Origin of the sequence: Comamonas sp. MYb21 (assembly GCF_037479395.1) — a bacterium.
Classification (GTDB): domain Bacteria; phylum Pseudomonadota; class Gammaproteobacteria; order Burkholderiales; family Burkholderiaceae_C; genus Comamonas.
In genome coordinates this window covers 1-26339 of the sequence record NZ_JBBGZC010000001.1, presented here as the reverse complement: position 1 = coordinate 26339, position 26339 = coordinate 1, and the positions used below count along the sequence as shown (strand labels likewise).

At 61.5% G+C, this 26339-nt stretch carries 23 protein-coding genes and 1 pseudogene; 7 read left to right on the top strand and 17 right to left on the bottom strand.

The window, feature by feature from the left end; all coding sequences use genetic code 11:
* Positions 1–112 precede the first annotated feature (112 nt).
* Genes WH367_RS00120 through WH367_RS00105 form a run of 4 tightly spaced genes read right to left on the bottom strand, consistent with a single transcriptional unit; the run spans position 113 to position 3903 of the window.
* On the bottom strand, positions 113–889 hold the full coding sequence (locus tag WH367_RS00120) for an ABC transporter permease (protein WP_116925797.1): 777 nt from the start codon (positions 887–889) through the stop codon (positions 113–115).
* 20 nt (positions 890–909) lie between these two features.
* Positions 910–1740: an ABC transporter ATP-binding protein gene (locus WH367_RS00115; RefSeq protein ID WP_021027056.1), complete on the bottom strand. Its 831-nt coding sequence runs from the start codon at positions 1738–1740 to the stop codon at positions 910–912.
* A 57-nt stretch (positions 1741–1797) separates the two neighbouring features.
* Positions 1798–2826, bottom strand: a complete 1029-nt coding sequence (locus WH367_RS00110; protein WP_312410310.1) for an ABC transporter substrate-binding protein — start codon at positions 2824–2826, stop codon at positions 1798–1800.
* A 51-nt stretch (positions 2827–2877) separates the two neighbouring features.
* A complete protein-coding gene (locus WH367_RS00105) occupies positions 2878–3903 on the bottom strand; it encodes an ABC transporter substrate-binding protein (protein ID WP_339533592.1) in 1026 nt (341 codons plus the stop codon).
* 256 nt (positions 3904–4159) lie between these two features.
* Between WH367_RS00105 and WH367_RS00100 the strand changes: the two genes are divergently transcribed.
* Entirely contained in the window at positions 4160–4813 is a 654-nt protein-coding gene (locus tag WH367_RS00100; RefSeq protein WP_339533590.1) for a flavin reductase family protein, read from the top strand.
* A 51-nt stretch (positions 4814–4864) separates the two neighbouring features.
* Here WH367_RS00100 and WH367_RS00095 read toward each other — a convergent pair whose 3' ends face one another.
* On the bottom strand, positions 4865–5179 hold the full coding sequence (locus WH367_RS00095; protein ID WP_339533589.1) for a hypothetical protein: 315 nt from the start codon (positions 5177–5179) through the stop codon (positions 4865–4867).
* A gap of 127 nt (positions 5180–5306) precedes the next feature.
* Positions 5307–6362, bottom strand: a complete 1056-nt coding sequence (locus tag WH367_RS00090) for a LacI family DNA-binding transcriptional regulator (RefSeq protein WP_339533587.1) — start codon at positions 6360–6362, stop codon at positions 5307–5309.
* Positions 6363–6478: 116 nt separating this feature from the next.
* Here WH367_RS00090 and WH367_RS00085 point away from each other — a divergent pair, with 116 nt between their 5' ends.
* The 5 genes from WH367_RS00085 (at position 6479) to WH367_RS00065 (ending at position 12760) form a co-directional block, all read left to right on the top strand.
* On the top strand, positions 6479–7498 hold the full coding sequence (locus tag WH367_RS00085) for a TRAP transporter substrate-binding protein (RefSeq protein WP_339533584.1): 1020 nt from the start codon (positions 6479–6481) through the stop codon (positions 7496–7498).
* Positions 7499–7536: 38 nt separating this feature from the next.
* On the top strand, positions 7537–9423 hold the full coding sequence (locus WH367_RS00080; RefSeq protein ID WP_339533581.1) for a TRAP transporter large permease: 1887 nt from the start codon (positions 7537–7539) through the stop codon (positions 9421–9423).
* A gap of 128 nt (positions 9424–9551) precedes the next feature.
* Positions 9552–10091, top strand: a complete 540-nt coding sequence (locus WH367_RS00075) for a VOC family protein (protein WP_021027048.1) — start codon at positions 9552–9554, stop codon at positions 10089–10091.
* Positions 10092–10121: 30 nt separating this feature from the next.
* A complete protein-coding gene (locus WH367_RS00070; RefSeq protein WP_339533579.1) occupies positions 10122–11399 on the top strand; it encodes a ribulose-bisphosphate carboxylase large subunit family protein in 1278 nt (425 codons plus the stop codon).
* A gap of 5 nt (positions 11400–11404) precedes the next feature.
* Positions 11405–12760 carry a four-carbon acid sugar kinase family protein gene (locus WH367_RS00065; protein WP_339533577.1) on the top strand — a complete coding sequence of 452 codons (1356 nt, stop codon included), beginning with the start codon at positions 11405–11407 and terminating at the stop codon, positions 12758–12760.
* A gap of 118 nt (positions 12761–12878) precedes the next feature.
* On the opposite strand, the gene WH367_RS00060 is transcribed toward WH367_RS00065, so the two are convergent.
* The 6 genes from WH367_RS00060 to WH367_RS00035 form a co-directional block, all read right to left on the bottom strand.
* Positions 12879–15182, bottom strand: a complete 2304-nt coding sequence (locus tag WH367_RS00060; RefSeq protein WP_339533575.1) for an NADP-dependent malic enzyme — start codon at positions 15180–15182, stop codon at positions 12879–12881.
* Between the two features lie 103 nt (positions 15183–15285).
* Entirely contained in the window at positions 15286–16773 is a 1488-nt protein-coding gene (locus WH367_RS00055; protein ID WP_021027045.1) for a nucleobase:cation symporter-2 family protein, read from the bottom strand.
* A 270-nt stretch (positions 16774–17043) separates the two neighbouring features.
* The gene (locus WH367_RS00050; protein WP_339533574.1) at positions 17044–18315 is read right to left on the bottom strand and encodes a M20/M25/M40 family metallo-hydrolase; all 1272 of its coding nucleotides are present in this window, start codon (positions 18313–18315) and stop codon (positions 17044–17046) included.
* A complete protein-coding gene (gene uraD, locus WH367_RS00045) occupies positions 18312–20087 on the bottom strand; it encodes a 2-oxo-4-hydroxy-4-carboxy-5-ureidoimidazoline decarboxylase (protein ID WP_339533573.1) in 1776 nt (591 codons plus the stop codon). Before uraD ends, WH367_RS00050 begins: the two co-directional genes overlap by 4 nt.
* 67 nt (positions 20088–20154) lie before the next feature.
* Complete coding sequence (puuE, locus tag WH367_RS00040; RefSeq protein ID WP_339533572.1) at positions 20155–21114, bottom strand: allantoinase PuuE; 960 nt, start codon at positions 21112–21114, stop codon at positions 20155–20157.
* Positions 21111–21788 carry a GntR family transcriptional regulator gene (locus tag WH367_RS00035; RefSeq protein WP_021027041.1) on the bottom strand — a complete coding sequence of 226 codons (678 nt, stop codon included), beginning with the start codon at positions 21786–21788 and terminating at the stop codon, positions 21111–21113. The genes puuE and WH367_RS00035 overlap by 4 nt, the downstream gene beginning before the upstream one ends.
* A 92-nt stretch (positions 21789–21880) precedes the next feature.
* Between WH367_RS00035 and uraH the strand changes: the two genes are divergently transcribed.
* Positions 21881–22231, top strand: a complete 351-nt coding sequence (uraH, locus tag WH367_RS00030) for a hydroxyisourate hydrolase (RefSeq protein WP_021027040.1) — start codon at positions 21881–21883, stop codon at positions 22229–22231.
* A 151-nt stretch (positions 22232–22382) separates the two neighbouring features.
* On the opposite strand, the pseudogene WH367_RS00025 reads toward uraH, so the two are convergent.
* The 5 genes and pseudogenes from WH367_RS00025 to WH367_RS00005 form a co-directional block, all read right to left on the bottom strand.
* Positions 22383–23402 (bottom strand): annotated as a pseudogene (locus WH367_RS00025) (IS30 family transposase).
* A 248-nt stretch (positions 23403–23650) separates the two neighbouring features.
* A complete protein-coding gene (locus WH367_RS00020; protein WP_339533571.1) occupies positions 23651–24223 on the bottom strand; it encodes a hypothetical protein in 573 nt (190 codons plus the stop codon).
* Positions 24220–24903, bottom strand: a complete 684-nt coding sequence (locus tag WH367_RS00015; protein WP_339533570.1) for an RHS repeat-associated core domain-containing protein — start codon at positions 24901–24903, stop codon at positions 24220–24222. Before WH367_RS00015 ends, WH367_RS00020 begins: the two co-directional genes overlap by 4 nt.
* 282 nt (positions 24904–25185) lie before the next feature.
* On the bottom strand, positions 25186–25518 hold the full coding sequence (locus WH367_RS00010; RefSeq protein ID WP_339533569.1) for an Imm58 family immunity protein: 333 nt from the start codon (positions 25516–25518) through the stop codon (positions 25186–25188).
* Positions 25515–26339: RHS repeat-associated core domain-containing protein (locus WH367_RS00005; protein ID WP_339533568.1), on the bottom strand; the 825-nt coding region annotated here is incomplete at its 5' end. The genes WH367_RS00005 and WH367_RS00010, both read right to left, overlap by 4 nt.

The window sequence follows — 26339 nt, the reverse complement described above, 5'->3', positions numbered from 1 at the left end:
TGGGTCGTGTTAGCGACTCTTAGCCGCTGTCACCAAACACCAAGGGGCCCATTCATGGAACGGGCCCCTTGGTTGTGGTTGCTGTGATTCCGCCAGAAAGCGTCGATCCGCTTTAGTGGTTGTTCGCGCCTCGGTGCGCCCATGCGGTAGTCCGCTTCTCGACAAAGCTGAACAGCTCATACATCACCATCGCCATCGCGCCCACCACCAACAGGCCCGCAAAAGCCAGGCCCATTTGCATGGATGAGCCCGCAGAGATCAGCAGGTAGCCAATGCCTTCGTTGGCGGCGGTCATCTCGGACACGGTGGTGCCGACAAAGGCCAGGGTGATGGCAACCTTGAGCGAGCCGTAGAAGTAGGGCAGCGAGCGGGGCAGGCCGACCTTGATCAACACATCCCAGCGCTTGGCGCCGAGTACGCGCAAAACGTCTTCCAGCTCAGGCTCCAAGGTGGCCAGGCCGGTGGCGATGTTGACCATGATGGGGAAGAAGCTGATCAGAAACGCGGTGAGGATGGCCGGGCCAATGCCGATGCCAAACCAGACCACAAGGATGGGCACAAAGGCGGCCTTGGGCAGGGCATTGAACGCAGTCATCAGCGGGTAGACGGCGGCATAGGCCAGGCGCGAGCTGCCAATCAAAAAGCCCAGCAACACGCCGACGACGATGGCCACGCCAAAGCCGGCCATCGTCACCCAGAAGGTGCGCCAGGCATGCGCGGCGATGACGGCGTGGAACTCCAGAAACTGCTGCCAGATCAGCAAGGGGCTGGGGAAGATGAACTCCGACACCTGGAAGGCCGAGCAGATGATTTGCCAGACGATGACCACGGCGGCAAGCAGCAGCCAGGGCGACCAGCGTTCGAGCTTGGGGTTGTTGAGCTTGTACATAAGTGAATGGGCCTGGGCGCTTACTGGTTGATCACGGTGCCGGTCTTGCGCATCGCGCCGATGTGGCCACGCAGCTCATGCACGATGTCGCTGAACTCTTTGGTGTAGGTCAGCTCCAGATCGCGCGGGCGGGGGATATCGATATCGCGGCGCACCACAAAGCGGCCGGGGCTCTTGCTCATCACATAGATGGAGTCGGCCAGGAACACCGATTCGCGCAGGTCATGCGTGACGAGGATGACGTTGAACTGCTGCTCGGCATGCAGATCGCGCAGGATGCACCACAGCTCTTCGCGGGTGAAGGCATCGAGGGCGCCAAAGGGCTCGTCCAGCAGCAGCATCTTGGGCTCATGGATCAAGGCGCGGCAGATGCTGGCGCGCTGCTGCATGCCGCCTGACAGCTCCCAGGGGAACTTGTCCTCATAGCCCGCCAGGCCGACCTTTTGCAGCAGTCGGCGGGCGCGCTCTTCGTACTCCTGGCGCCGGGCCTTGAACTGGCTGCGGTGGGGTTCAACGATCTCCAGCGGCAGCAGTACGTTGTCGACCGTGGTGCGCCAGGGCAAGAGGGATGGCGACTGGAAGGCCATGCCCGATATCTTGAGCGGGCCGGTGACGGGCTGGCCATCGATGCGGATCTTGCCGATGCTGGGCATGCGCAGGCCGGTGGCCAGCTTCATGAAGGTGGATTTGCCGCAGCCCGAGGGGCCGACAATGGCGATGAACTCGCCACGGCGCACTTGCAGGTCAATGGCTTCGACGGCGAACTGGTTCTTGGCCTGCAACTCGTCGTTGTAAGCCAGCCAGACATCGCGAAACTCAACAAAGGCAGGGTCTTGGAGGGAGGCCGTCATAGGGTGCAATCGTCTTCAAATGGGCAGGGCGCGGGCAGCGCCCTGCAGGCGGCAAGATCAGCGCTTGGGGAGGATGTCCAGCTCGGCAGCGCTGGGCAGGAAGCTGCCATTCCAGACCGCTTGCGCAGGCACGGGGTTCTTGGTTTCGTAGGCCTTGGCCACCTGCTCGGCCATCAGGCCCAGGCGCTCGGTACGCAGCTGGCCAAAGCCTTCTTCGCGCGCGCCCTTGCTGTCGATGGCGGTGTCGATGGTGAGCTTGAGGCGCTTCACCTCCAACGGCACATTGACCAGGCCATCCTTGGCCTTGAGCGAGGCAATGGCGGCCTGCGGATCGGCAATCGCCTCCTTGGCGCCCTTGGCAAACGCCTTGAGGAAGGCGCGCACCGCTTCGGGCTTCTCGGCAATCAGCTTGGGGCTGGCGATGATGACATTGCCGTAGAGCTGCACGCCATGGGTGGCATAGGGCAGCACCACCACGTCCTCGGCCTTGATGCCACGCGCCTCCAGGTTAAGCAGGCTGGTGAAGGTGTAGCCGGTGACGGCATCCAGATCGCCGCGCACCAGCATGGTTTCGCGCAGCGGTGGGTCCATCGTCGTCCACTGCACGGCGCCCACGCCATTGGCCTGCGCAAAGATTGGGAACGTGCGGCGGCCGGCATCAAAAATCGGCGCGCCCATCTTCTTGCCGGTCAGGTCGCTGGCCTTGGTGATGCCCGATTTCTTCAGCGCCATCACCGATGCGGGTGTGGTGTTGTAGATCACCATGATGGCCACGGGCTTTATCGGCGCATCGGGGTTGTTGGCATGGAACTCCATCAGCGCAGCCAGGTCGGCAAAGCCCAGGTCATGCGTGCCCGAGGCCACGCGCTGGATCGCGCCTGCGCCGCTGGCCGCTTCCACCGTCACATCCAGGCCTGCCTGCTTGAAGTAGCCCTTTTGCTCGGGGTGCACAAAGAGGGCGGCCGGGCCTTCAAAGCGCCAGTCGAGCTGGAACTTGAGCGGTGTCAGCGGCTGGGCCAGGGCGCTGCAGGTGCTGGCGGCGGCCAGCAGGGCCAGGGATGCGTGGAGGAAGCTGCGTTTTTTCACGGGATGGTCTCGTCAGGTGGTGGGGGCAAAGGGGGAGAGGCTTGGGAAGGCTTACTTTTTGGGGAGCACATCCAGCACGGCGGCGGGCGGCAGAAAGCTGCCGTTCCAGACGTCTTCGGCCTTGACACGGGTCTTGGTGCCATAGGCATCGGAGACCTGGGCGGCCATCAGGCTCAGGCGGCTGCTGTCCAGACGGCCAAAGCCTTCCTTGCGGGCATCGGCGCTGTTGATGACGGTGTCGATCGCCAGCTGCAGGCGGCGCGTCTCCAGCGCCACATTGGCGATGCCATCACGCGCCTTGACGGACTGGATCGCCTGGGCCGGGTTGGCGATCACGCCCTTGGCGCCCTGGGCAAAGGCGGTCAGGAACTTCTTGATCGCCTCGGGCCGCTCCTGGATCATCCTGGGGCTGGCGATGATCACGTTGCCGTAGAGCTTGACGCCATAGTCGGCGTACTGCATCACCACCACATCGCTGGCCTTGGCGCCGCGTGCCTCCAGGTTCAGCAGGCTGGTAAAGGTAAAGCCGGTGATGGCATCCACATCGCCGCGCACCAGCATGGTTTCGCGCAGCGGCGGGTCCATCGCCGTCCAGGCCACGTTGCTCACACCATTGGCCTTTTCAAAAATGGGGAAGGCCTTGCGGCCGGCATCGAACACCGGTGCGCCCAGCTTTTTGCCAGCCAGATCGGCGGGGGTCTTGATGCCCGACTTCTTGAGCGCCATCACCGAGGCCGGCGTGTTGTTGTAGACCACCATCACGGCGACGGGCTTATTGGGCGCATCGGGGTTGTTGGCATGGAACTCCATCACCGAGGCCAGGTCGGCAAAGCCCATGTCGTAGGTGCCCGATGCCACGCGCTGCACGGCACCGCCCGATCCATTGCCGGCATCCACCGTCACATCCAGGCCCTGGGCCTTGAACAGGCCTTGCGCGACCGGCTGCAAAAAGAAAGCGGCTGGCCCTTCAAAGCGCCAGTCGAGCTGGAACTTGATGGGCATATCTGCCGCCTGGGCCGCACCCCAGGACAGTGCCAGAGCGGCGACGGTGGTCTTCAGAAAACTGCGCTTGTGCATGGGGGGGCCTCCGATGTTGCATACAAGGTCGTTTGCAAGATCGGTGCCAGTTTGTAAGCCCCTGTATTGGCGTGCGTAGTTGCACCAGGCTGGTGCAAATGCCGGGTAGCAACTGCAGCAGCGTGCACGCGCAGATGCATGGCCGCGCATCTGCTTGGTGCAGCTTGTATACATGCTTGGTCGGCTACTGGGGCGGCGCCGGCCCGGCATGGCAATTGCAAGCAAAATGCGCCATTCAGACGATGAGAAAGCGCCCATGACCGAGATCGACTTTGCCCAGCTGGGCACCTACGAACGCTACAAGCTGATGGCCAGCCTGATCGTGCCGCGCCCGATTGCCCTGGTGACGACCCTTGGGGCAGACGGCACCATCAATGCCGCCCCTTTCAGCATGTTCAACATGATGGGCGAGGACCCGCCGGTGGTGATGCTGAGCGTGAACAAGCTGCAGGACACGGCGCAAAAAGACACCGCCACCAACATCTTGCGCGACAAGGAGTTTGTGGTGCACATCGCCGACGAAGCCATGGCCGCCGCGATGCACCGCTGCGGCGACCGCCTGGCACCGCACGAGAGCGAACTGGACCACACGGGCTTGACCGCCACCCCCTCCCAAAGCGTGCGCCCCCCACGCATCGTCCAAGCCCCCGTCGCCTTTGAATGCGTGCTGCACGAAACCCTGGAAACCCCCAGCCGCTACGTCTTCATCGGCCGGGTGCAATGGCTGGCCGTGCGCGACGGCCTGGTCGACACCGAAAAATGGCGCGTACGCCTGCAGGAGTTCTTCCCTGTCGGGCGCTTTGGCGCGAGCTTCTACATCAACTGCCGGGAGCGCTTTGCGATTGAGGCGGGGGAAGGGCTGGCGGGGGCGCAGGGCAGCGCTGCAAGTACGGCGATTGATGAGATGTGAGGGAGGCGACCGGCGCGTTGGGATCGGTAGGTTGCGGGAATGGATAGATCCCTAAAACTCTTGCACAAACAGAACCTCGCGCTGGATACGAGACACCTCGGCTTCATGGAAGGGGAAGACATGGTAGCCGCAGTGTTCCGTGAACACCGCAATCGCGAACTTCTGCGTATTGACCACATGGAATGCGTGTTTGAAATGAACAAACGAGCCGTCCATCAGTTTGATGTGCAGGCTTCCGTTCGATGGAAAATCTGCTGCGCCCAGGCCCTTTTGCTGTATTTCTTCAACAGAGCGGCCAAGGACTGGGACCAGGTCTTCAGCCCATTCAGCCACAAGCTGTTGTGCCAAGCGCGGTACAGGATGCATGTCATTCCTCGGGTTGGGGGAGGCGGGGGATTCCGCTGAAGAGCATTTGGGAGTGGATTCTAGCTACAGGAGGTGTGTGAGTTAGGTCTGTGCTTGGCGCGTGTACCGCAATGGGGCACCCCGCCCCTCAGGGTAAATTTTCCCGAAAAATAACCTGACTCCGCACAATGTCCACCGCCGTCATCGTGTCGAGCTGGTCGCGCAGATTGCTGAACATGCGGATGCAGCTCATGATGATGCCCAGGTGGCTTTGGGTGATGACGGCGTCCATGGTGCCGTTGATCAGCAGGGCGCGGGTGTCGGGGGTGAGGCCGTGGCCGATGAGGACGACCTGGTGTTCGCGGCCAGCTTCCTGCAGCGCGCGGCCCACCCCATCCGATGAACCACCGATGTTGTAGATGCCGGCGATATGCGGGTGGCGCTGCAACAGCTCCTTGGTTTGCTGGTAGTTGCGGGATGAGTCGTCATAGCTCTCGCGCAGGCCCAGGATCTGCATGTCGGGAAACTGCTCGGCATGCAGTTGCAGAAAGCCGCCCTCGCGCTCCTCATGCGCCAGGTAGCTGCGCGATCCTGCGATCAACGCGATTTGCGCATCGCGGCGCTGGTTGCCGATAAAGCGGGCCAGCAGGTAGGCCGCGGTGCGGCCGGCGGCCCGGTTGTCCAGCCCCACATAGGCAATGCGGGCGCTGTTGTCCAGGTCCGAGATGACGGTCAAGGTGGGTACGCCCCGGTCGGCGAGTTGCTGCACCGCTTCGCGCACGGCCGGGTGCTCGATGGCCATGAAGGCGATGCCCTGCACGCGCTTGCCCAGGCGCAGCAAGGTGGCGGCCAGCGCTTCGGGGTTGAAGCTCTCGACATATTCCACCTGGCATTTGACGTTGAAGGGCGCCTGGTGGCTTTCTGAAAAACCAATGGTGTCGCCCAGCATACGCAGGTAGGGGTTTTGCCCTTGGGGCAGCACAAAGGCCAGCTTCCACGGCGCGGATTGGGGCGCGGCATCGGCCAGGGCATCGGGCAGGTAGCCTAGGGCCTGCGCGGCCTGGCGCACCTTCTGCACGGTGATGGGGCGCACGCCGGGGCGCTGGTTCAGCACCCGGTCGGCGGTGGCGGTAGACACGCCCGCCAGGGCGGCCACGGTCTTGAGCGTGAGGCGCTGGCTAGGCACTGCGGGCTTATGGGGCATCAGAAAACATCAGATTCAATCATTTTGTGCGTTTGACTATAGCAAGTCGTTTGCATATCTTCCAGTATGAGATCTGTGCCATTACATCAATTCAAATCAAATATTAGGAGACAAGCATGACCGAACTCAGCCGCCGTTCCCTCATCAAGGGACTGACTGCCTTGCCTGCCGCGGGCATGGTGTCGGGCTTTCCATTGATCGCCCGTGCGGCCGAGTTCTCGCTCAAATACGGCAACAACCTGCCGCTCAGCCACCCGCTCAATATCCGCGCCCAAGAGGCGGCCGACCGCATCCGCAAGGAAAGCAATGGCCGGGTGGAGCTGGCCATCTACCCCAACAACCAATTGGGTGGTGATACCGACATGCTGTCGCAGGTGCGCTCGGGCGGGATTGATTTCTTCACGCCGTCGGCGCTGGTGATTGCCACCTTGGTGCCGGCAGCGGCCATCAATGCGGTGGGCTTTGCGTTTACCAACTACGACCAGGTCTGGAAGGCGATGGACGGCCCGCTGGGCGCGATGGTGCGGGCCGAGATTGCCAAGCGCAAGCTCTATGCATTCGACAAGATGTGGGACAACGGTTTCCGCCAGACCACCAGCAGCAAGGGCGCGGTGCAAAGTGCCAAGGACATGGACGGCCTCAAGATCCGCGTGCCGGTGAGCCCGATGCCGATTGCGATGTTCAAGGGCCTGGGCGCGGCGCCGGCCAGCCTGCAGTTCTCTGAGGTGTATTCGTCGCTGCAGACGCGGATTGTGGATGCGCAGGAGAACCCGCTGCCCATCATCCAGGTGGCCAAGCTCTACGAGGTGCAGAAGTTCTGCTCGCTGACCAACCATATCTGGGACGGCTACTGGTTCATTGCCAATGGCCGCATGTGGGAGAGCCTGCCAGCCGATGTGAAGAAGATCGTCGCCACTGCCATCAACGATGCCGGCATGGCGCAGCGTGCGGATATCAGCCAGCTCAATGCCTCGGTGCAGGCCGATCTGGCCAGCAAGGGCCTGCAGTTCAACCAGCCCGATGCGGAGAGCTTTCGCGCGGCGCTGCGCAGCTCGGGCTTTTACAAGGATTGGCAAGGCCGCTTTGGCAAGGACGTGTGGAGCCTGCTCGAAGGCGCCGTTGGCAAGCTCGCTTGAGCGCTGCCTGATTCACCGTTCTGAACAAGAGCATTGCCATGTCCCACCCTGCAACCCCCGCGCTGGCGGGGCACTCTGCTGCGCCGCCCGACAACGCCTTGGCCTCGCTCGCGCGTGGCGTTGACCGTGGCCTGGGCGCCATCGTCGAGACAGCGGCCGCTGCCTTGGTGCTGGCCGAAATCATCGTGCTGTTTGCCGGCGTGGTGGCGCGTTATGTGTTCCACCAGCCGCTGGTCTGGTCCGATGAGCTGGCCTCGCTGATGTTTCTGTGGCTGTCCATGTTGGGCGCCGTGGTGGCGCTGCGCCGGGGTGAGCACATGCGCATGACGGCCTTTATCAACAATGTGCGGCCAGGCCTGCGCGCGGCGCTGGAGGCCTTTGCGCTGGCCGCGTCGCTGGCCTTTTTGCTGATGGTGCTGGGCCCCGCCTACGAGTATGCGGAGGAAGAGGCCTTTATCACCACGCCGGCGATGGAGCTGAGCAATGCCTGGCGGGCCGCTGCGCTGCCGGTGGGCATGGGCCTGATGGCCGTGGTGGCCCTGCTGCGCCTCATGACGCAGACGACCTGGCAAAAGGCGCTGGCGGCCGTGGCCATGGTGGCTGCGCTGGTGCTGCTGTTCTGGCTGTGCCAGCCGCTGTTCAAGAGCCTGGGCAAGTTCAACCTGGTGATCTTTTTTGTGCTGGTGGTGGCGGGCACGGTGTTTGCCGGTGTGCCGATTGCGTTCTCGTTTGCGCTGGCCACCTTTGGCTATCTGGCGCTGACCACGCGCACACCGCTGGTGGTGATGGTGGGCAGGCTGGATGAGGGCATGTCGCACCTGATCATGCTGGCGGTGCCGATGTTCATTTTTCTGGGCTCGCTGATCGAGATGACCGGCATGGCCAAGGCGATGATCCAGTTTCTGGCCAGTCTGCTGGGCCGCGTGCGCGGGGGCCTTTCCTATGTGCTGATTGGCGCGATGTACCTGGTCTCGGGCATCTCGGGATCGAAGGTGGCCGACATGGCCGCGATTGCGCCGGTGCTCTTCCCCGAGATGAAAAAGCGCGGTGCCAAGGAGGGCGATCTGGTCGCGCTGCTGTCAGCGACGGGCGCGCAGACCGAGACCATTCCGCCGTCCATCGTGCTGATCACGATTGGCTCGGTCACCGGCATATCGATTGCCGCGCTGTTTACCGGCGGCATGCTGCCGGCCGTGGTGCTGGGCGCTGCGCTGTGCTGCGTCGTGTGGTGGCGCTACCGCAAAGAAGATCTGGGCGGTGTGGAGCGCTTCAGCGGCAAGCAGATTGGCCGCCTGCTGGTGATTGCTTTGCCGGCGCTGGCCTTGCCCTTTGTGATCCGCGCCGCCGTGGTGGAAGGCATTGCGACGGCGACTGAGGTCTCCACCATCGGCGTGGTCTATTCGGTGCTGGTGGGCCTGTTCATCTACCGCTGCTTTGACTGGCGGCGCCTCAAGCCCATGCTGGTGGAGACCGCTTCGCTGTCGGGCGCGATCATGCTGATTGTCGGCTGCGCCACCGGCATGGCCTGGGGGCTGACGCAGTCGGGCTTCTCGTCCGACCTGGCCAAGGCGATGACCAGCATGCCCGGCGGCAGCTGGGGGTTCCTGGCGATCTCCATCGTCTGCTTCATTGTGCTGGGCAGTGTGTTGGAAGGCATCCCCGCCATCGTGCTGTTTGGCCCGCTGCTCTTCCCCATCGCCAAAGAGGTGGGCGTGCACGAGGTGCATTACGCGATGGTCGTGATCTTTGCAATGGGCATTGGCCTGTTTGCGCCGCCCTTTGGTGTGGGCTACTACGGCGCCTGCGCGATCAGCAAGGTCAACCCCAACGAGGGCATTCGGCCCATCGGCGGCTACATGCTGGCGCTGTTCGTCGGGCTGCTCTTTGTGGCGGCCATCCCCTGGATTTCTACCGGATTTTTATAAGCGGGCTGCGGCCACACGGCCCACCTGGCCCGCATTTAGGTCTAGGTCTGCATCGCGTGTACCCCACGTGAGGCAGCGCCCATGCCACCAACGCAACAACCAACCCTACAACAAACGAAAGACAAGCTATGAGCCGCTTTTTGGGAGAAATCCGCCAGCTGGGCTATGTGGTCGACGACATCGAGGCCGCGATGAAATACTGGAGCGAGACCTTGGGCGTGGGCCCCTGGTTCTACAACCCGCAGGTGCCGATCGAGAACTACCAGTATGCGGGCGAGCGCTACCAGCCGCACAACTCGGTGGCGCTGGCTAACTCGGGCTTTGTGCAGGTGGAGCTGATCCAGGTACGCAACGATGTGCCGTCGATGTACCGCGACTTTCTGCGCGCGGGCCGCACGGGCCTGCAGCATGTGGCGTACTGGACCACCGACTACGACGCCGATCTGCAGCGCTTGCTGGCGCAGGGCTTCAAGCCGCAGATGAGTGGTGAGGTGGGCAAGAACGGCCGCTTTATCTACTTTGACACCGAGTACCACCCGGGCACGGTGATCGAGTTGTCCGAGGTGATGGGCCCCAAGGGCAAGATGTTTGATCTGATCCGTGCGGCCTCGCAGGACTGGGATGGTCAGAACCCCGTGCGCCCTTTCCCTGACCTCAACACCCTGTGATGGCCGGCCCGCCCTGGGCCTGGAAATGCGATGAAATCTACCCATTTTGAAGCCAGCTACCTGATTGAGACGCCGCTGGCGCCCGAGGCCGTGGCCGAGGTGATGGCTGGTGAGCAGTCCTGCGGCACCTTCACCCGCGTGGCCGGCGAGACCGATGACCTGCGGGCACGCGCGCGTGCCCAGGTGCTGCAGGTGCAGCCGCTGGGCACGGTGGAGCGGCCCAGCCTGCCCAATGCCTGGCTGGAGCGCCAAGGCTATGGCGCAGGCGCCAACTGGCAGCGTGCCCGCGTGCGTATTGCCTTCCCCATCGCCAATGTGGGCGCCAATCTGCCCACCTTGGCCGCCACGGTCAGCGGCAATCTGTATGACCTGGGAGAGGTATCGGGCCTGCGGCTGGAGCGCCTGGACCTGCCGCCGCACTACCGCGACCAGTTCGATCTGCCGACGATGGGCGTGGCCGGCACGCGGCGCAGCATTGGTGCCAGCGCGGGCGCGATGGTCGGCACCATCATCAAGCCGAATGTGGGGCTATCGGCCCAGCAGACGGCCGACCTGGTGCGGCAGCTGTGCGACGCGGGTGTGGACTTTATCAAGGACGATGAGGTATCGGCCAACCCGGCGCATGCGCCGCTTGAGGAGCGCATTCCTGCCGTGATGCGCGTGATCCGCGAGCACCGCGAGCGCACCGGCAAATGGGTGATGGTGGCCTTCAACATCACCGATGAGACCAGCGCCATGCTGCGCCATGCGGATTTGGTACAGCAGGAAGGCGGCAGCTGCGTGATGGCCAGCATCAACTGGTGCGGGCTGTCGGGCATCCAGAGCTTGCGGCGCCACACCCCCTTGGCGTTGCATGCGCACCGCAATGGCTATGGCGCGCTGTCACGCGACCCGATGCTGGGCATGGGCTACCAGGCCTACCAGACCCTGTGGCGCCTGGCCGGGGTGGACCATGTGCATGTGCATGGCTTGCAAGGCAAGTTTGCGCAGCCCGATGCCGAGGTGGTGGAATCCGCACAGGACTGCCAGCGCCGTTTGTCTGCCGCGCAGGATGACCGCGTGCTGCCGGCCTTCTCATCGGGCCAGTGGGCAGGCACGGTACCGGCCACCTGGGCGGCGCTGCAGAGCGATGACCTGCTGTTTATGTCCGGCGGCGGCATTTTGGCGCACCCGGATGGGCCTGCGGCTGGCGTGGTGAGCATTCGCCAGGCCTGGGCTGCCGTGCGCGAAGGCAGCAGCCTGGACGACTATGCCTGGCATGCGCCGGAGCTGGCGCGCGCGCTGCAGTTTTTTGGCAAGCGCGGATAGGCGACATGCTGGATACCTTGCTGCGCGGCCAGCCCGCCGTCGTCTGGTATGGCGATGACTTTACCGGTGCGACCGACACCCTGGCCACGGTGGCGCAGGCGGGCCTGCGCTCTCTGCTTTTTCTGGATGTGCCTACCGAGGCGCAACGGGCCCAGGCCGGGCCCTTGCAGGCCATTGGCATCGCCGGTGCGGCCCGCAGCCTGCCGCCTGCCGCAATGGCCGAGGTGCTGGCGCCGGTGGCGCAGTTCATGGCCGCCAGCGGCGCGCCACTGCTGCACTACAAATGCTGCTCCACCTTTGACAGCGCCCCGCATGTGGGTAGCATTGGTGCGGCCGTGGCGGCCTTGCGCAAGGTGGCAGCCGCATCGCCAGCGGTGATCGTTGGCGGCCAGCCCAATATTGGGCGCTTTTGCGCCTTTGGCAACCTGTTTGCGCAGGCCGGGCCGGGGGGCGCGGTTCACCGTATTGACCGCCACCCCACCATGCGGCAGCACCCCGTCACTCCTATGGACGAGGCCGATCTGCGCCTGCACCTGGCCAAACAGGGACTGGCCGATATACGGCTGCTGAGCACCCGGCAGCTGGAGCTGGCGGGGGCCGATGCCGACGTGCTGCTGCACTGGATGCAGGCGCAAGAAGGCGCAAGCCCTGTGCCGGATGCCTTGCTGATCGACCTGGTGCACGAAGCCCAGCTGCCGCAGATTGGCGCGTTGCTGTGGGCGCGCGCGCAGCAGTCGCCGTTGCTGGCCGTGGGGCCCAGCGGCGTGGAGCAGTGCCTGATAGCCGGCTGGCGCCAACTGGGATTGTTGGGAGCGCTGCCAGTGGCTGAACCGCTGGCACCCGCGCAGGGCCCGGTGCTGGTGTTGGTGGGCAGCCTGTCGCCGGTATCCAGCCAGCAGATCGCGGCCAGCCAGCAGTTTGATAAGCGGGAGGTGGAGGTGGACCGGCTGTTGGCCGAAGAGGGCTATCTAAGCGCCTGCGCGGCCCAGCTGGCCCAGGGCCTGCACGAGGGGCGCCATATGCTGGCGCACACCAGCCGACCTGACCAGGTGGTGGACGCTGCCACGACGGCAGCGGTGGCACAGCGCAGTGCGCAATTGGTGGCAGAAACCTTGCGCCTGGTGGCAGCACAGGGCCAGCCCTTGCGGCGCCTGGGCATTGCGGGCGGCGATACCTCCAGCCTGGCGACGCAGGCGCTGGGGCTGTGGGGGCTGGCTTTCCACAGCACCTTGGCGCCCGGGGTGACCTTGAGCGTGGCGCGCAGCGATGATGCGCGCATCGATGGGCTGGAGCTGATGCTCAAAGGCGGCCAGATGGGCGATGCGCAGCTGTTCGACCGGTTGGTGACGGGGGCGGGCTGAGGGGCGCGAGGGCTGCGGTGCAGACGTAAAAAAGCCCCAGGCGCTGTGCCTGGGGCTATCTGTTGGTGCGCTGTAGATATACAGCGCCAGCAAGGCGCAGCGGGCGCCGCGCCAGCGCTTACTTGCCTTCCTTGCGCGCTTGGGCTTGGGCGGCGACCAGGGCCGTCATGTTGACCACGCGGCGCACGGTGGACGAGGGGGTCAGCACATGGGCAGGTGCCTCGCTGCCCAGCAGGATCGGGCCGATGGTGGTGCCGTGCGAGGCGGTGGTCTTGAGCACATTGAACAGGATGTTTGCGGCATCCAGGTTCGGGCAGATCAGCACATTGGCTTCACCGGTCAGGCTCGACTCGATGAGCGTGCGCTCGCGCACGTTTTCGTCCAGCGCGGCGTCGCCATGCATTTCGCCATCGCATTCGATGTCGGGGTTGGCAGCGGCGAACAGGTCGCGGGCAGCGCGCATCTTGAGCGCCGACTTGCGTGTGGACGAGCCGTAGTTGCTGTGCGAGAGGAAGGCCACCTTCGGAGGCAGACCAAAGCGCTGCACCTCTTGCGCGGCAAGCTTGGCGATCTGGGCCAGCTCTTCGGCGGTGGGGTCTTCGTTGATGTAGGTATCCGCGATGAACAAGGTGCGGTTTTCCAGCATCAGCGCGTTCACGGTGGCCAGGCGGTTGGCGTCGGTCTTGTGGCCGAGCACGTCTTCGATATGGCCCAGGTGGCGGTCAAAGCGGCCCATCACGCCGCAGAGCATCGCGTCGGCATCGCCCAGGTGCACCATCAGTGCGGCGATCACGGTGTTGGAGCGGCGCACCGCCGACTTGGCGACCTCAGGCGTGACGCCATTGCGGCCCATCAGCGCGTGGTAGGCCTCCCAGTACTGGCGGAAGCGGGGGTCATCTTCAGGGTTGACGATGTCCACATCCTTGCCCAGTTGCAGGCGCAGGCCGGCCTTGGCAATGCGCGCTTCGATGACGGCGGGGCGGCCGATCAGGATGGGCTTGGCCAGGCCGTCGTCCACCGCCACTTGCACGGCGCGCAGCACGCGGTCGTCTTCGCCTTCGGCGTAGGCCACGCGTTGCACGTTGGCCTTGGCGGCTGCAAAGACCGGGCGCATGAACATGCTGGTCTGGTAGACGAAGCGGGTGAGGTTCTCACGGTAGGCGTCGATGTCTTCGATCGGGCGTGCTGCCACGCCGGATTCTTGTGCAGCCTTGGCCACGGCGGGCGCAATGCGCAGAATCAGACGGGTGTCGAAAGGCGTAGGGATCAGGTAGTCGGGGCCGAACTTCAGCTCCTTGCCCTGGTAGGCGGCTGCCACTTCGTCGCTCACGTCCTGCTTGGCCAGGGCGGCGATTTCGCGCACGCAGGCCAGCTTCATCGCTTCGGTGATCTTGCTGGCGCCGCAGTCAAGCGCGCCACGGAAGATGTAGGGGAAGCACAGCACGTTGTTGACCTGGTTCGGGTAGTCCGACCGGCCGGTGGCGATGATGCAATCGGGGCGAACGGCCTTGGCCAGCTCGGGGCGGATTTCTGGCTCGGGGTTGGCCAGCGCCAGGATGATGGGCTTGTCGGCCATGGTCTTGACCATGTCGGCGGTCAGCACGCCGGGAGCCGAGCAGCCCAGGAACACGTCCGCGCCGTTGACCACGTCGGCCAAGGTGCGGGCCTCGGTCTTTTGCGCGTAGCGCGCCTTGGAGGCGTCCAGGTTGCCGGGGCGGCCTTCGTAGATCACGCCCTTGGAGTCCACCATGAAGATGTTCTCGCGCTTGACGCCCAGGCCCACCATCACATCGACGCAGGCAATGGCGGCGGCACCGGCGCCGGAGACGGCGATCTTGACATTGCCGATTTGCTTGTTGACCAGCTCCAGGCCGTTGAGCAGTGCAGCGCTGGAGATGATGGCCGTGCCGTGCTGGTCGTCATGGAACACCGGAATGTTCATGCGCTTGGACAGCTCTTGCTCGATGTAGAAGCACTCGGGTGCCTTGATGTCTTCGAGGTTGATGCCGCCCAGCGTGGGCTCGAGGCTGGCGATGATGTCGATCAGCTTGTCCGGATCGCGCTCGGCCAGTTCGATGTCGAACACATCGACGCCGGCAAACTTCTTGAACAAACAGCCCTTGCCTTCCATCACCGGCTTGCTGGCCAGCGGGCCGATATCGCCCAGACCCAGCACGGCGGTGCCGTTGGTGATCACGCCCACCAGGTTGCCGCGCGAGGTGTAGTCAGCAGCCAGGCTGGGATCGGCCTCGATGTCCAGGCAAGGGTAGGCCACGCCTGGCGAGTAGGCCAGCGACAGGTCACGCTGGTTGGACAGCGGCTTGGTGGGGGTGACCGAAATCTTGCCCTTGCTGGGGCTGCGATGGTATTCGAGTGCGGCTTCGCGCAGTGCCTGTTCGGCGGCGGACAGTTGTTGTGCCATAAGAGTGAATCAATCCAGAGTGAACCAAGCTGATGATAAAGGCGCAGGCCCACCCCTATGGGGCAGTGGGCCTAAGTTTCGATGCTGCACCGCAGCAATCTTGTCAGTGGGCATCTGCTTGCTGCGCAGCCTTGATGATCTGGGCCTGGTCGAGTTTGGCGCCGTTGAAAAACAGGTTCAAGGCGACGGCACAGATGGAGGCCAGCAGGATGCCCGATTCGATCAGCGGGTGGATGGCGTGGGGCATCCATTGGCGGAACTGCGGTGCAATCAGCGGGATCATGCCCACGCCAATCGACACGGCAACGACCATGGCGTTGTAGCGGTTATGGCGGAAATCCACATTCGACAGGATACGGATGCCGGTGGCGGCCACCATGCCGAACATGACCAAGCCCGCGCCGCCCAGCACCATCGTGGGCAGCGATTCGACCAGCGCGCCCAGCTTGGGCAGCACGCCCAGAATGATCAGGATAAAGCCGCCGGCCACGCAGACAAAGCGGCTCTGGATGCCGGTGACTGCGACCAGGCCGACGTTTTGCGAGAAGCTGGTGTAGGGGAAGGTGTTGAAGATGCCGCCCAGCAAGGTGCCCAGGCCATCGGTGCGCAGGCCCCGGGTCAGGTCGGCGGGGGTGACCTCTTTGTTGGTCATGTCGCCCAGTGCCAGGAACATGCCCACCGATTCGATCATCACGACGACCATCACCAGGGTCATGGTCAGGATCAGGATGGGGTCGAACACCGGCATCGCGATCTCGAACGGCATGACAAAGTCAAACCACTCGGCATGCGCGACTTTTTCATAGGTCATCAGGCCCATGGCCGAGGCCACGATGGCGCCGATGACAATGCCGGCCAGCACCGCGATATTGGCCATAAAGCCCTTGGCAAACTTGGTGATCAGCAGGATGGAGACCAGCACCAGCGCGGAGATGCCAACGCCGCTCAGGTCCGCATAGCGGGGGTTGGGCACGGACGGCAGAATCGCCAGGCCGTGTGGGATGGGCGGCAGCGCCGAGCCCGGCGCGCCGGCGGCCATCTGGGCGCTTTGCAGCCATTTGACATGCTCGGGGTTGGGCACGGAAGGCGCCGTGGGGCCGACCGGGTTGCCAAAGATCCAGTTGATGCCCACGCGCATCAGGCTGATGCCAATCACCGTGATGATGGTGCCGGTGACGACCGGCGGAAAGAAGCGCAGCATGCGGCTGACCAGCGGTGAGATCAGGATCGATATGACCCCCGCCCCGATGACCGAGCCAAAGATGAGGCCCGCGCCATAGACGCCTCCTGTGGTCTGCGCCATCGAGATCATCGGCGCCACACTGGCAAAGGTCACGCCCATCATCACCGGCAGCTTGATGCCAAACCAGCGGGTCGCTCCCCAGGCCTGGATCAGGGTGACCAGACCGCAGACGAAGAGATCAGCGGAGATCAGCTTGGCGATCTGGTGTGAATCGAGGTTGAGTGCGCGCCCCACGATCAGCGGCACCGCCACGGCCCCCGCGTACATGACCAGCACATGCTGCAAGCCCAAGGTGGTGAGGCGTCCCAGGGGCAGTACCTGGTCGACGGGGTGTTTGTCAGACTGCATCTTTATCACTCCTCATGCGGGGAATTTCTGACCAGAAAAGCCAGTGTTATGTCTTAAAAATCCATACAAAAAGTGTATACACATGCGCTGATGGCGCACCCCCCTGATTACCCTCAAGCCGCCACCATGCGATCGGGAGTGGCCGGTTGGATGCGCGTGGCTCGTTCACAAAAATGCCTGCCGCCACATGCAAAACCGCCTCCAGGCGCGGGGCCTGGGGGCGGTGGATGTAAAAACCGGTAAGGCGGCGCAGCCGGGCGCCGCGTTGGATCAGGCCAACAGATCGACCAGCGAGCGGGCGATGACCTTGGTGGCGCGGCGCAGGTCTTCCAGGTCCAGGCGCTCGTCGGCGCGCTTGGCATGGCTCTCCAGCACGGTGCGGGGGCCGGCGCCGTAGATCACGCCGGGAATGCCGCGCTCCACATAGAGGCGCACATCGGTGTAGAGCGGCGTGCCCACAGCCGGGGGCTTCTCGCCAAACACGGCTTCGCCATGGGCCTGGATGGCATCGACCAGCGGCTGGTTGCCGGCCAGCGGCGTCATCGCATTGGCCAGCAGCAGGCGCTTGATGTCGATGCGCACGGCGTCGTCACCTTGGTAGCCGCGCTCGTTGTTGAAGCGCTCCACCGCCTTGGCAATCACCTGGCGGATATGGGCTTCGACCTCGACCGGGTTTTCCTCGGGGATCATGCGGCGGTCGATCTTGAGCAGCACCTTGCCCGGGATCACATTGGTGTTGGTGCCCCCTTCAATGCGGCCAATGTTCAGGTAAGGGTGCTTGATGCCTTCGACCTTAGAGCAGACCTTTTGGTAGGCGGTGTTTTCCGCATACAGGTCGTTCATGATCGCCACGGTGGCCTGCAGCGCATCCACCCCGGTGTGCGGCACGGCGGCATGGGCCATCTTGCCGTGCACGGTGATCTCCATCTGCAGGCAGCCGTTGTGGGCGACGACCACTTCGTAGCTGAAGCCGGCAGCGACCATCAGGTCGGGTTTGGTCAGGCCTTTTTCCAGCAACCAGCCGGGGCCCAGCAGGCCGCCAAACTCTTCGTCGTAGGTAAAGTGCAGCTCCACCGCGCCCCGGCTGGGCTTGGCCACGGCCTCCAGTGCGCGCAAGGCGTAGGTGAAGGTGGAGAAATCGCACTTGCTTACTGCAGCGGCGCGGCCATAGAGCTTGCCGTCAACAATGCGGGCGCCATAGGGGTCATGGCTCCAGCCCTCGCCGGGCGGCACCACATCGCCATGGGCGTTGAGTGCAATGGTGCGGCCCGAGCCGGCTGCGCCAAAGGGGCGGCGCACGATCAGGTTGGTGATCGAGGTCATGCCGTAGGCTTCGACATCGGCCTGGGGCACTTCATGCTTTTCAGCGGTGTAGCCCATGGCCTGCAGCAGTTCGGCGGTGCGCTCGGCATGGGGCGTGTTGTCGCCCGGTGGCGTGTCCGTGGGGACTTGCACCAGCTTCTGGAAGAACTGCACCTGCTCGTCAAAGTGCTGGTCAATCCACTGGTCCAGGGCATCGTAGGTGGCGTTGTTCGTGGTCATACGGTTTCGTTTTCTAGTTGTTGAAGGACATGGCTGAAGCTGTCGATTGCCAGTTGCATGTCATCGGCGGTCGAGGACTCCAGCGGGTTGTGGCTGATGCCGCTGTTGATGCCGCGCACAAAGAGCATGGCCTGGGGCATGATCTCGTGCAGCTTCATCGCATCATGGCCGGCGCCGCTGGGCATGCGGAACAGCGGCACGCCCTGGGCGGCCACGGCCTTTTCCCAGCGCTGCTGCCAGGCCGGCGCGCTGGGGGCGGCAGCCGCTTGCATGGTTTGCTCGGCGCGGTAGCGCAGGCCGCGCTTGTGCGCAATCGCCTCCAGCTGGCCCATCACATCGCGCACCAGCGCGTCGCGCTGTGGATCGGTGGGCGCGCGCATGTCGATGCTGAACTTGCACTGGCCGGGCACAACGTTGATCGAGCCGCTGGGCACTTCGAGCATGCCGACGGTGGCGACCGAATCGCCATCTTGCGCGGCGCGCTGCTCGGCATACAGCATCAGCTCGGCCACGCCGCAGGCGGCATCGCGGCGGCGGTCCATCGGCGTGGTGCCGGCATGGCTGGCCATGCCCACCATCTCGCAGACATAGCGCGAGCTGCCGTTGATCGAGGTGACGATGCCCAGCGGAATATCCAGCTCGGTCAGCACCGGGCCCTGCTCGATGTGCACCTCGATAAAGCCCAGGTAGTTGGATGCATCGCGCTGGATCTTGGGGATGTCGTCAATGCACAGGCCGGCATGCTGCATGGCCTCGCGCATCGTGATGCCGGCGGCATCGGCCTGGTCCAGCCACTGGGGGTTGAAGTGGCCGATCAGTGCGCCCGAGCCCAGGAACGTGGCCTTGTAGCGCTGGCCTTCTTCCTCGGCAAAGGCCACCACTTCGATGCCAAAGGGCAGGCGCTTGCCGGCGCGGTGCAGCTCGCGCACGCAGGCCATCGGCACAAAGATGCCCAGGCGCCCGTCGTACTTGCCGCCGTTGCGCACGGTGTCGTAATGGCTGCCGGTGAGCAGATACTTGCCGCCTTCTTGCGCGGGGCGGTAGCGGCCCACGACGTTGCCGACCGCATCGACCTCGACCTCGTCAAAGCCGCTGTCGCGCATCCAGTGGCTAATGCGCTGGGCGCAGGCGCGGTGGGCATCGGTCAGATAGGTGACGGTGAGCTGGCCTTTTTCGGCAAAGCCTTCGTCGCTGTGTTGGGCCAGGCGCTCCTGCCAGTCCCAGACGTCATTGCCCAGCACCGGCTCGTAGCCGAACTTGTCGTTCAGGCGGATCTCGGCAATGCGGTGGATGTTGCGCAGTGCCTCGTTGCGCTCGAAGTCGGGGTGGTGGTTCAGGCGCCGCGCAAAGGTGGCGATGATCTCCTGCTTGGCCAGGCCCAGGCCCCGTGGCCCGCGCACCGCCAGAATGAACGGAAAACCAAAGCGGGCGTTGTAGTCCGCATTGAGCTGCTGGATCTGCGCGAACTCCTCGGGTGTGCATTGCGTCAGGCCCGCGCGGTTTTGCTCCAGCGTGGACTCTGCCGTCAAGGTGTTGGCCACCATGGCCTTGCCTGCCAGCTCCGGGTGGGCCCGGATCAGCGCCAGCTGCGCATCGACCGGCGCCTGCGCCAGCACGCGCACCATCGCGTGCTTGAGCTGGGCGAGCGAAGCAAAAGGCCGCTGGGCCAGCGCGGCTTGGGCAATCCAGGGCGAGTGCTCGTACAGCCCATCGAGCATGGCCAGCGCCGCATCGGGCGTGGCTTGGTTGAGTTGTTCCAGGGTCAGGGCCATGTGTTTCCTATCGAATGGATGGAGTACTAGCGCTTCTTTTCGCTTGGGCGCGGCGCTGTGTCATCTTTCAAAGCGTGGGGGCGGGAAAGTGCTCGGCCCAGTGGCGGGCAATGTCGATGCGGCGGCAGACCCAGACGTTCTGGTGCTGCTGGATATGGTCCAAAAAGCGCTGCAGTGCGGTGATGCGGCCCGGGCGGCCCAGCAGGCGGCAGTGCATGCCGATGCTCATCATCTTGGGGCGGTTCTCGCCGGCCGGGTCGCCTTCGGCGTACAGCACATCAAAGCTGTCCTTGAGGTACTGGAAGAAGGGATCGGCATGCGAGTAGCCCTGGGGCAGCGCAAAGCGCATGTCGTTGCAGTCCAGGGTGTAGGGCACGATCAACTGGTGCGCGGCGCTGCCATCGCTCTTGCCAACCTTCATCCAGAAGGGCAGGTCGTCGCCGTAGTAGTCGCTGTCATAGGCAAAGCCGCCAAAATCGGCCACCAGGCGGTGGGTGTTGGGGCTGTCGCGGCCGGTGTACCAGCCCAGGCCGTGGGTGCTGCGGCTGCCGTAGAGGCTGTGGAAGATGTCCATCGCCTGCTGCATATGGGCGCGCTCAACTTCTTCAGGCGTGTTCTGGTAATGCACCCATTTGAGGCCGTGGCAGGCCACCTCATGGCCCAGATCGGAAAACGCCTGGGCCAGCTCGCGGTGGCGCTGCAGGGCCGAGGCCACGCCAAACACCGTCAGCGGCAGGCCGCGCTTTTCAAACTCGCGCAGCAGGCGCCAGACGCCGGCGCGCGAGCCGTATTCATAGATGCCATCCATGCTCATGTGGCGGTCCGGGTAGGAGGCCGGGTTGAACATTTCCGAGAGGAACTGCTCGCTGCCAGGGTCGCCGTGCAGCACATGGTTTTCGCCGCCTTCCTCGTAGTTCAGCACAAACTGCACCGCAATGCGTGCGCCCTGGGGCCACTGGGCATGGGGCAGATCGCGGCCGTAGCCGATCAGGTCGCGGGGGTAGGGGGTGGTAGCGTCGTAGGTCATAGTGTGATCGAGGACAGAGCCATGGATAAATCGTTGCTGGGAATCTCGCGTTCGAACTGCAGGCCTTGCTCCACATGCTCCAGGTGCGCGATCATCAGCTGCACTGCGCCTTCGGCATCCTTGCGGGCGAGGGCCTGCACAATCTCTTCGTGCTCCTCATGGGAGTGGGCGGCAGCGCTGGCCGACTGGTACATCAGCGTGATCAGCGCGCAGCGCGAGATCAGATCGCCCAGCAGCTGGGCCAGCACATCGTTGCCCATCAGCTCGGCCATGCGCACATGGAAGTCACCCAAGAGTTCGGTGCGCTCGGTGACATCGGCGCGGTGCACGGCGGCGGCCTCTTGCCGCACATGCTCGCGCAGGACCTTGATCTGCTTGGGCGTGACGGTCTCGACAAAGCTGCGGGTCATCTGCGCTTCGAGCATCTTGCGCACGGCAAAGACCTGGCGCGCTTCGGTGACGGACGGGGTGGACACAAAGGCGCCGCGTGCGGGCTCCAGCGTGACCAGGTGGTTTTGCGACAGCTGGAACAGCGCCTGGCGCACCAAGGTGCGCGATACGCCAAAGTGGTCGGCGAGTTTTTGCTCGGCCAGCTTGGTGCCCGGCAGCAACCGGTGCTCGACGATGGCACGGGTCAGGGCTTGGGCAATGGTGGACGTTGAGGTGGATTCCATGTCAGGATAGTAGGCCGAATGACAAAAAGTGTATACACTTTTAGTGCACATCACCAGTCCGATCTTACCCAGAATCATCAGGAGATTTACCTATGGGCCTGAGCACCCACGTTCTCGATACGATGCACGGCTGCCCCGCTGCGGGCATGGACATTGCGCTGTACGCCACCGATGGCGGCGAAGCCCGCCTCATCCGCCGTGAAACCCTGAACCACGACGGACGCACCCAGACCCCGTTGTTTGACAATGCGACGCTGCGCCCCGGCACCTACCGCCTGAGCTTTGAAGTGGCGGCCTACTTTGCGGCCAAGGGCGTGGAGCTGCCCAGCCCCAACTTTTTGAACCAGGTGAACCTGGACTTTGGCGTGGCCCATGCCGACCAGCACTACCACGTGCCGCTGCTGGTCAGCCCCTGGAGCTATTCGACGTACCGGGGGTCTTGAGGCGGGGCGAGGGAGCTTAGGGAATTCTGCCGATTCCTTTCCTTTAGGTATCGATGCGGTGTCAGGCGACCCGCTTCGTTGCCTGCCTGGTGAATGGCTGGGCGGTCTCAAACTTGAACTGCAACACCCCCTGATTGAGATTAGTTCAGAGTCAGTGAATGCTAGCGTCTTTGCGCTGTCCAATTGCCTGCATGAACTGCTGGAATGCTTGGTACGGAGATTTCCAGCCCAGCGTTTGGCGCGGCCTGTTGAGCATATCGGCAATCGAGTCCAGCGCATCTTGGTCATGGACACTGAGGTCCTCTCCTTTGGGAAGGAACTGGCGCAGCAATCCGTTGGTGTTCTCGCAACTGCCCCGCTGCCAGGGACTGTGCGGATCACAGAAGTAGACCCGAACTCCGGTTGCCTTGGTGTGCTCCCGGTGGCGTGCCATCTCCTTACCCTGATCGTAGGTGAGCGTCTGGCGCATGGGTTGGGCTACTTGATTGAGCTTGGCCGTGAACGCAGCCAAAGCCGATTGAGCTGTGGCATCAGGCATGCGGCAAAGTAGCACCAGGCGCGTGCTGCGCTCGACCAGCACACCGACTGCAGACTGATTGCCCGCGCCCCTGATCAGATCCCCCTCCCAATGACCGGGCATCAGCCGGTCATCTACCTGGGGGGAGCGCACATGAATGCTCACCATGTCGGGGATCTGACCGCGCCGATCTTGCCCTGCCGTGCGAGGTCTGCGGCCACTGCGCCCCCAGCGCAGCAACGCAATCAACTGCTTCTTGAGCTCGCCACGGGGATATGCATAGATTGCGTTGTAGATCGTCTCATGGGACACATGCTAGCTAGGATCATCTGGATGCATGCTCTGTAGTGTGTGGGCAATTTGCTGGGGAGACCAACGCCAGAGCAAAAGATGACAGACGACGTGCCACAGAGCGCCATCGGGGTGCAGCTTGGGCAAAGGCCGAGAAGAAATGCGGCGGGCGTCACAGAATGCCTGGGCAGGCCTGCAGGCATAGCCATGGGTAGCCGAGCCATTGCGGGCGAGTTCACGGCAGATGGTGCTGGGGCTGCGCCCAAGCAGCCGGGCAATGGCTCGTTGGCTAACACCCTGCTGCACCAGCAATGCAAGGGTCAGGCGATCTTCTGGCTGTAAGTGCGTATATCGTGAAGTCATCTGTGCAAGTTACCTGAGGTTCAGGTGTTGCACTTCGGATTTGAGATCGCCTTGTATAAATCTGCTATTTCTCCTGAGGTGATTTTATCTTGGAAGACACTTGCAGCTATTTTACTTAATCTTATCTCTCTTTCACTTATGACGTAAGCAGAAGCGGGGTTCATAAAAATAAAACAATAAAAACATAGAGAATTCTCACTATGTAACTTTCATATAGCAAATGTACGCATATTGCGTTTGTAAGACGCCTATGGAGCAACTTCTATTTGGGGATAGCATGTATAAGATTCCTTGCTCTCAGGAAGACTCGCTTTGAGCCGCATGTGGGTGGGGTTATATTCTTTGAATAACTTCAATAGCCCGGCATCCGCCGTTCCAATCATAATCATGTCATCGTCAATATTCCTAGCGAAAACTTGGCTGCGATATAAGATTTGATCGCGAAGTATTTTATTTGAATATAGTTTTGAATCCTGCGTTAAAAAGGCATTTTTTGTTGAAAAATTAATAAGCTTTTCTAAGTTGCCATTTTGTTTGGGTGTCGATTTTAAGTTCATGGTGCCAATTGATATGGAAATACCTAGGCCAACGCTGGTGAATTTTTTATCCTTGTAAAATCCCAGCTCCGTGCTCCAAATATATTCTGGATGAGATTTTTTATACCATTCCCAATATTCTTTCTTCTTAATAATTGGAAAACCTGCAGCAAACCCATTTTCATAATAAATTGCATCGCATTTACTTGAAATGGTTTCATTATTAGCAATAGCATTGGCGCACAATAATGCAACTATAAAAATCAAATTTCTTTTTAATATCATTTTCTTGATCCTTTTCTATTTCTTAAAATTTTTGCTGCCGCATCAGCATAATCTGTGACATCTGCAGTTGCAGCGTTCCCGGCACTTTCCAATTCCGGGAAATATGCAGGAGAATCACATGAGTATCCAGATGGGATTTCAGAGGTTTTCCAAGGCCGATCGCTTGGCATGTAGTTAGATGCATTTTTAACATCTCGACCAGGCTCCTTATCTTTTGCAGTGCATGACAGGTTGCTTTTGCTCCATTTTTTACAGTACTGTGTGTAATCGTAAGGACTCAACTCCTGCCACGGCTTTTTACCGTTCGCCGCTCCCCCAATTTCATATTGGGGCAAGGATATTGTTTTGGCTGTCTGAATGTCCAGGTCGACCTGTGGGTAGGTTTGATCGAATAATAGGGATGCCTTTTGCGAGCCGCCGTTCCTTCTTCCTATCGAAACTTTCTGCAGTCCTATCGAGTCGTAAAATGAAATTGGATTTATGGGATATGCATAGATATTAAATCCCCCAGCCAGACGAATGGGATCTTGATTAAGATAATTTCCAAGCAGCGACTCATAATACCGATACCGGTTGTAATAAAGCCCCGTATCCGCATCCGCATGCTGCCCCGGCAGCCTAATCGGCTGGTACAGATCGCTGGGGTTATGCTCCACCCGCACATTGCCCCATGCATCCAATTGCGCCGCCCAATCTAGCCGGAAGTCTTACCGGATCAGGGCATGGTGCGCCCTAAGGTGGTCGCAGCGATAGTGGCAGCTCTCGATTTTTGTGTTGCTTCTTCCCGTTGACTTTTGACGGCTTACTCAAGATTATAGAATTGCTAGCGCATAAAGCTCTGCACAGCGCCGATGGCTATCTTATTGATGTTCTCGTGGATGTGTGCAGTGGTTGCGCTGAGCTCCTTGAAAATGGAGCGCAGCTCGCCTTGGGCGATGCTAGACTGAATTCCAGCAACCCCATCATTCTATTTTCACAAGCCTCCCATTAGAGAAATAAAATCTATAAGACTCAAAATTAATAAAGCTATTTTCACAATCTTTCTTCAGCACTATCAACTGAGATGCATTTGACTCAATATAACCGTTTAAGCGCAATAAAACTTCATCCTCAGTTAGCCCCAGCCAACTATACTCAAGCACCCCCCTTAGCAATATCAGTTGTCGTAGCGCGTCATCATTACTTGCTTTGACATAGGTCATTGTGATGCCTTGATCAAATATTCTATACATCAATGCTATACAGCACAGACTCAAAACAAACGAGTAAATTCTCCATCGATTAATAATACTCATCGTTTCCCCGCATCTAATGCGCGACTAGCAAAGTCTCTACACTGGTTTGATGACCAAATTTTTAGGCTATATGGTGGTCGATTTTGATCATTCGCCAAATCATTTGCATAATTATTAATTTTTTCCTCGTCGGCATTGTTATCACATGTTAATCTGGTTTTAGTCTTCTTTCCTGCGCGCTCCGAGAGTGCGCCCTCTAGTTTTTCTAATGAGGCAGCTGTAGGCTCACGGGTTTCTGGATCCATCACCAAATCAGGAACGGAAATACGTCTAACATTACCTTCACCTTCCGGCCTTTTATGACCTACTACAAACGGATTATTGGGATTATATCTGCCAAATTCATAATACCGAGTCGCACCGCTGGCATCATAACTCAGTACCCCGCTATGCCCACCGACAAAATTAAGCGAGAATCCATAACCGGTATCAATTGGATAATCAGGGAAATTGACTATACATCCTGCAAGACCCAATGGATCAGAAATTACAAGCGGACCCGCTGACGAATATGCGAATGTATTAATCCCACCAAAGAGACCTATCGGATCCTGATTTATATAACATCCAATTTTTGGCTCATAATACCGATACCGGTTGTAATAATGCCCCGTATCCTCATCCGCATGCTGCCCCGGCAGCCTGATCGGCTGGTACAGCCCGCTGGGGTTATGCTCCACCCGCACATTGCCCCAGGCATCCAATTGCACCGCCCACTCCACCCGGGTGTCTTCCCGGATCAAAGCATGGGGCGTTCCCAGGTGGTCGCACAGGTAATGCCGTATCTCGATGCTTTGCGCCGCTTCCTCGCGCTGGCTGGT